The following is a 6,267-nucleotide window of genomic DNA, read 5'->3' as shown; positions in this document are numbered from 1 at the left end:
ATCCTACTTGCCGGAATGGGTCCAATACCTGCCGCCTGACTAGGCTTCGCTTTGTGGACTACTTGGTTTGCGTGGATGGTACCTGTCTTTGTCAAAAAGTCTCGCTATAGGCCATTGGCCGACCCTACTCTTTGAGGCATGACACCTAGCTATGGGGGCTTGGCGCTCGAAATTGTAGTACCGGTCTTCAACGAGGAAGCGGTACTCGAAAACAGCATCTCAAGGCTCGCCGAATACCTGACGCACGAAATGCCTTCGACGTGGAAAATAACCATCGCCGACAACGCAAGCACCGATCGGACTCCGGCAATTGCGGCGCGACTCAGCGAGCGATTGCCGAATGTGGAATATCGGCGCCTTGAGGTCAAAGGGCGCGGGTTCGCTCTTCGGGATGCCTGGAGCGCCTCGAATGCGAAAGTCCTGGCTTATCTAGATGTGGATCTTTCCACCGATCTGGCGGCACTACCGCCCTTGGTTGCCCCTCTGCTGTCAGGGCATTCCGATATTTCCATCGGCACGCGGCTTGGTCAGAGCTCAAGAGTCAGCCGTGGTCCAAAAAGGGAGTTCATTTCACGTTCGTACAACTTCCTCCTTCGACGGACCATGCAGGTGCGTTTTTCTGACGCGCAATGTGGGTTTAAGGCTATTAGGGCGGACGTGGCGCGTAGGCTCCTCCCGCACATTGCGGACAACGGCTGGTTTTTTGATACGGAATTGCTGATTATCGCCGAACGTTCCGGATTGCGCATTCATGAGATTCCTGTGGACTGGATAGATGACCCTGACAGTCGCGTAGACATCAAGCAGACTGCTCTAGATGACCTCCGCGGAATGGTCCGTGTGGCTGGCTCCCTATTTAAAGGGTCTATACCCGTCCAGGCCATTTACGCCGAACTCGGTCGGAGGCCAATAGTGCCACCAGAACGTCCCAGTTTCTTTGGTCAAGTTATCCGATTCGGCATGGTGGGAGCCTTCTCCACATTGGCGTTCGCCCTGCTGTACCTAGTACTGCAAAGTCCTTTCGGAGCGCAACAGGCCAACTTCTTGGCGCTGCTCCTGACCGCTGTCGGCAACACGGCCGCGAACAGGAGGTTCACCTTTGGCATCAGCGGTCCCGCGAGGCTGTTCACACAACAGCTCCAGGGCCTTATCGTTTTCCTCCTTGCATGGTGTATCACGTCATCATCTCTGCTTGTGCTACATGCAATAAACGGCGACGCGACGCCGGGCGCTGAATTGCTCACGCTGACGGCTGCGAACATCTTTGCCACCCTGATTAGGTTTGTGCTGCTTCGGATCTGGGTGTTCCGCGTGGGGAGACGTGACGAGCGATCCGCAATCGCTTCGAAAAGCCTTGCTGGCCAGGCTGCCCCGTGACTGCGGCATCGTCAAATCTGGTCGGACTCTTGCCATTCCCCATACCGCCACGGGCTAACGCCGGCTATTCGTCCGGATGGCGGCGCTGGCTCTTGGGCCCGCGTCCTGATCATGTGTGGGAACGTCCAGCCCTCCTGTCATTGCTTGCCCTATCAGCATTGCTATATACGTTTGGCCTGGACATCAACGGTTGGGCAAATTCGTATTACTCGGCAGCAGCAATGTCCGGGGCTCAGGACTGGACGGCTTTTCTCTTCGGCAGTTCGGATAGCGGCAACGCAATTTCCGTAGACAAACCGCCACTGAGCCTGTGGATCATGTCGCTTTCGGTTCGCTTATTCGGCCTTAGTTCGTGGAGTATTCTGCTCCCCCAGGCGGCTATGGGCGTCGCCAGTGTGTACCTCTTATTTCGTCTGGTCCGAACCCAAACCGACACAATTACGGGACTTGCCGCCGGAACCTTTCTTGCGGTCACCCCGGTGGCCACCGTGATCTTCCGGTACAACAATCCTGATGCTCTTCTGACCCTTCTCATGATCGGCATTGCCTATTGCACCCTTGAATCAATCCAACGCGGCAAAGTGCAGTTGCTGATAATGGCCGGCGTCCTGTCGGGAGCCGCGTTCCTGACCAAACAGCTTCAAGTTGGGCTGATCATCCCGGCAATCGGCGCCGCCTACTTTGCCTTCGCACCGTTTGGCGTCTTCCGCCGGGCGGGACACCTTCTGCTTGCAGCAACGGTTGCGGTCGTCTCCGGCGGGTGGTGGTTCCTGCTAGTCCAACTGACTGACCCGGGGCGAAGGCCATATGTTGGAGGGTCGAGGCTCAACAGCATCATTGAGCTGACCATGGGATACAACGGATTGGATCGGCTGACGGGAGCAGACGCAGGCCGAACCATGGCACCTGAAACTCAGGCACTAGCTCAGGACCTGGACGAAGGATTCCAACGGTTCCTGCAACCTCAGTTCTCGGGCCAATTTGGATGGTTCCTTCCCCTTGCAGTCGCTGGACTCTGCATGGCCGTATTCCTTCTTTGGAAAAGACGGGGAAGCAAGAGTTACCGCGCATTTCTCCTGCTTTGCGTTGCTTGGTTTATCTGTTCTGCCTCTGTGCTGGCGTTCATGTCTGGAATTTATCATCCGTACTACGCACTCAGTGTCGTGCCGTCCTTGTGTGCCTTGGCAGCAGTTGGGCTAATGAGTTTCCTAAGAACACAGCACCGATGGCAGTCCAGATCTCTTCTCGCCATTACCCTTGCGCTGACCATGACATTGGCATTTGTTTCAGCGGCACGCTCCACCAATGACTTTCCAGGGCTGCCGCTGGTGTTTCTTGCGCTGTGGGGTCTGACCATCGCGGTGCAACTCGTGCCGACAAAATTTCCGCGGGTTCAGTGGGCCACCACACTCCTGTTACTGCTGGCTCTGACCATCGGCCCAATCCTTTGGTCGATAAACACTGTAATGAGCCCCCATGCCGGCGCGGGTGTGGTGGCTGGCCCGAGCCTCAGAGGTGTGCGCACTGACCATCCAGACCGGCAGCAACTCGGACCAAATGTTCCGCTGAGCTTCATTGCAGTCATGTTTGGGGATGTCCCGAACGACGGGATCCTAAGGAAGATCGAAGCCGTCCCGGACGAGGTGACGTGGGCCACCGCGGTGGTAGGTTCTGAGTCGGCAGCAAACTACCAACTGGAACTCGGACGGGCCGTTATGCCAATTGGTGGCTTCGACGGGACAGACCCGTATCCAACCCTGGAGCAGTTCAAAACCCTCGTAGACCAGAAACGAGTCGGATCGTTGACGGTGCAGAACCTGCCGCCTCTTACCTCCGAGGGGCGCGGAGAGTCAGCCCGGATAGTCGAGTGGGTAAGGTCAAATTTCGCGCCCGATAAATTCGACGGATCCGAGTTCTACGACCTAGCACAGTAGACGAGTCGTATCAGGATGCTCGCGGAAGTGCTGCTTGCCACCTCTGTTTTCGTTCAGATGACAGATGCTTCCACTGTCAGCGTTTTCATTGCCGCGAGGGCGCATTTGAGTCCAAATGCCGGTGATACCACGGACGAGGGGTCGACCGGATCGTGATCTCCATCAGTGGAGCGAGTTCATCGGCTTAGTCTGGACGATAGTTGAATCGATGACGCGGTCTTCCGGGCAGTAGCCGGTGGACTGAGACGGCGGGAGTGCGCGAAGTAGTTGTCACGGTCGTCGGCCCGGCGCTCAAGGCATAGTTGAGGACGTTCCCCGCATTGCCCTTCCCCAAAAAACCCAACAAGGGGAACTGGAGCCGTGCCAACATGCTTCCATGGCGTTCAGAACCGTATCTCCACCCCGTAACGAAGCGCGGCATTTCAGGCGTCTCCGTGAACACGTCCGGTGCGGCAGGACCTGGCGAATGCCTCGGCTAAGGTCGGGTCCTAACCTACGACCATGTTCTCATCAATGAAACCCAGGGTCAGTTGTTCCGCCACCCGGATCTGGGGACCGTGATGGAATTCCCAACAGCCGCCCGGACTTGCCGCTGACAGCCCTTGAAATTGACAGCGTCCCTAGCGGACTTCAGGAGCGGGTCGATCGTGGCCCCGACACCTGCATCACGATGCGTCCTGACAGCCGGCGCCGGCCTCGTCGCCTCGGATCGCCGAGAGGTCCCACCCCAGTCACGGATGGTAGGCAGGCCCGTGGTCGCTGTCAGGCATTACCCGATGGCATCCCGGCGAACCGCCACAAGCCACCCAGGATCTTGAGGGTGTCAAAGCCGCGGTCCTTCAATGCGGCTTCCGCATTACCAATTTCGCTGGCGCATTTTCGCGAGCGCTGAATCTTGTCATGTCCTCGCCAAGCACTGACAGAGGAAGGTCGCAGCAAAAAGCCCGCCCCGCCATTGGCGGGACGGGCTTCTACGTAAGCGGGATTAGCGCTTGGAGTACTGCTGAGCCTTACGGGCCTTCTTAAGACCGGCCTTCTTGCGCTCGATGACGCGGGCGTCACGAGACAGGTAGCCGGCCTTCTTCAGGATGGCGCGATTGTTCTCGACGTCGATCTCGTTAAGTGAACGGGCAATGCCGAGGCGCAGGGCACCGGCCTGGCCTGAGATGCCGCCGCCGTGGATACGGGCAATGACGTCGTAGGCGCCGTCAAGATCGAGGATCTTGAAGGGCTCGTTGACGTCCTGCTGGTGCAGCTTGTTCGGGAAGTAGTTGTCCAGCGCGCGGCCGTTGATGGTCCACTTGCCGGAGCCCGGCACAACGCGGACGCGGGCAACAGCTTCCTTGCGGCGGCCAACAGCTGCGCCGGCAACGGTCAGCGCCGGACGCTCCTTCTTCGGCGCAGCAGCTTCAGCAGCTCCGCTTTCAGAGGTGTAGCTGGTCAGGGTTTCCTCAGCCTCAACGGCTTCGGTGGTCTCTTCGTTCTGAGCCACGATTCTCCTTGTATAGATAAGTTGTTTGGTGGCCAGGACTACTGGGCGACCTGGGTGATTTCGAAAGTCTTGGGCTGCTGGGCGGCGTGGGGGTGCTCTGCACCGCGGTACACCTTCAGCTTGCCCAGCTGCTGTGCAGCGAGGGAGTTCTTGGGGAGCATGCCCTTGATGGCCTTCTCAACGGCGCGGACCGGGTTGGATTCCAGGAGTTCCGCGTAGTTGACGGAGGTCAGGCCGCCCGGGTAACCGGAGTGGCGGTATGCGCGCTTCTGCTCCAGCTTGGCGCCGGTCAGGGCAACCTTCTCAGCGTTGATGATGATGACGAAGTCGCCCATGTCCATGTGGGACGCAAAGGTGGCCTTGTGCTTGCCGCGCAGCAGGATTGCGGTCTGGCTCGCGAGACGACCAAGGACAACGTCTGTGGCGTCAATGACGTGCCACTGGCGGTTGATATCGCCGGGCTTCGGGGTGTACGTACGCACGGTTTTTGCCTCGTTCTTGTTCTGGCGTTCTTGTTTAGGCGTCACTTAAGGTGTGCACCTACTATCTATGCGCTACCGGAACAGAGGTGAGGGCTCTATGTAACCAGTCATCCTAAGGACCCGAATGTGCACGTTGAGTAGTTATCCTGCAACCGGATTCTCAAGCGGGCACGCATCATCGAGAAAGGACACGCACAACGACTACCAATGTTAGCTTGAACCGGGCCCCAGGGTCAAAATGGGTGAGCCGGACAGTCTTTCGCCGCCCGCCGGCCTGAAGAAGTAGGGGACGCAGTGACCATTTGGGGTAATGCAGCTACCGCCGGACCGCTGTTTGTGGCTCTCCTCGGACTGATGGGTCTCATTCTCTCACCGCTAGCAGAGCTCCTCATTGCCATGCTTCTCCCCAGAGTCGGTCCGTTGCCGGCCATGCGCGTCAGGATCACGACGGCGGTAATCACCGGGGTGATCTGTGCAGCCTTCGCATTCCGGTTCGGTGCCGACCTGGCCCTGCCGGCGTTCGCACTCCTTGCCGTCCTTGGCGTGCAACTGGCCCGAATTGACGTATTGCTCCATCTGCTGCCAAACCCGCTGGTTCTATCGCTATTAACAGGGGGGCTGGCGTGCTTATTGGCGGCCACCTTTGGGGGGCAACCCTTGATTAGTCTGGTGCGCGCGTTGACTGGTGCGGCAGTTCTCTTCGTCACTTACCTGATTCTGGCGTTAATTTCGCCAGCGAGCTTGGGAATGGGCGATGTAAAGCTTGCCGCGCCGATTGGCCTCTACCTGGGGTACTTAGGTTGGACGCAACTGCTCTACGGCGGACTGCTCGGATTCATTCTCAATGGTGTTGTCACGGTGCTTGTAGTAGCGCAAAAACGTAGGGATCGTAAGGCTGAAGTGGCCCATGGACCATCAATGCTCGGCGCCGCAGCGGGCGTAGCACTCTTCCTTTTCTAGCTAGCTTGCTGCCCGCTAAACG

General features: G+C 58.2%; 5 protein-coding genes. 3 read left to right on the top strand and 2 right to left on the bottom strand.

The features are described from left to right. Positions 1 to 138: 138 nt before the first annotated feature. Together DBR22_RS08565 and DBR22_RS08560 are read left to right on the top strand one after the other, a co-directional pair. On the top strand, positions 139 to 1,377 hold the full coding sequence (locus tag DBR22_RS08565) for a bifunctional glycosyltransferase family 2/GtrA family protein (RefSeq protein WP_108598666.1): 1,239 nt from the start codon (positions 139 to 141) through the stop codon (positions 1,375 to 1,377). Continuing rightward, positions 1,374 to 3,311: a glycosyltransferase family 39 protein gene (locus DBR22_RS08560; RefSeq protein ID WP_146187436.1), complete on the top strand. Its 1,938-nt coding sequence runs from the start codon at positions 1,374 to 1,376 to the stop codon at positions 3,309 to 3,311. The genes DBR22_RS08565 and DBR22_RS08560 overlap by 4 nt, the downstream gene beginning before the upstream one ends. Positions 3,312 to 4,296: 985 nt before the next feature. Here the strand turns inward: DBR22_RS08560 and rpsI are convergent. After that, positions 4,297 to 4,803 (bottom strand): 30S ribosomal protein S9, encoded by a 507-nt coding sequence (rpsI, locus tag DBR22_RS08555; RefSeq protein WP_104136643.1) that lies wholly within the window; start codon positions 4,801 to 4,803, stop codon positions 4,297 to 4,299. 38 nt (positions 4,804 to 4,841) lie between these two features. Beyond that, positions 4,842 to 5,285, bottom strand: coding sequence for a 50S ribosomal protein L13 (rplM, locus tag DBR22_RS08550; protein WP_015937805.1), 444 nt, complete (start codon positions 5,283 to 5,285; stop codon positions 4,842 to 4,844). Positions 5,286 to 5,639: 354 nt separating this feature from the next. Between rplM and DBR22_RS08545 the strand changes: the two genes are divergently transcribed. Further along, positions 5,640 to 6,245 (top strand): prepilin peptidase, encoded by a 606-nt coding sequence (locus tag DBR22_RS08545; RefSeq protein WP_108598667.1) that lies wholly within the window; start codon positions 5,640 to 5,642, stop codon positions 6,243 to 6,245. Positions 6,246 to 6,267 lie beyond the last annotated feature (22 nt).

Source organism: Arthrobacter sp. HMWF013 (genome assembly GCF_003061105.1).
Taxonomy (GTDB): Bacteria; Actinomycetota; Actinomycetes; order Actinomycetales; family Micrococcaceae; genus Arthrobacter.
This window is presented reverse-complemented; position numbering and strand designations above follow the sequence as displayed.

Excerpts from the sequence above, each read along its gene's own strand:
- DBR22_RS08565 (WP_108598666.1), top strand. The coding sequence starts at position 139 with ATGACACCTAGCTATGGGGGCTTGGCGCTCGAAATTGTAGTACCGGTC.
- DBR22_RS08545 (WP_108598667.1), top strand. The coding sequence starts at position 5,640 with ATGGGTCTCATTCTCTCACCGCTAGCAGAGCTCCTCATTGCCATGCTT.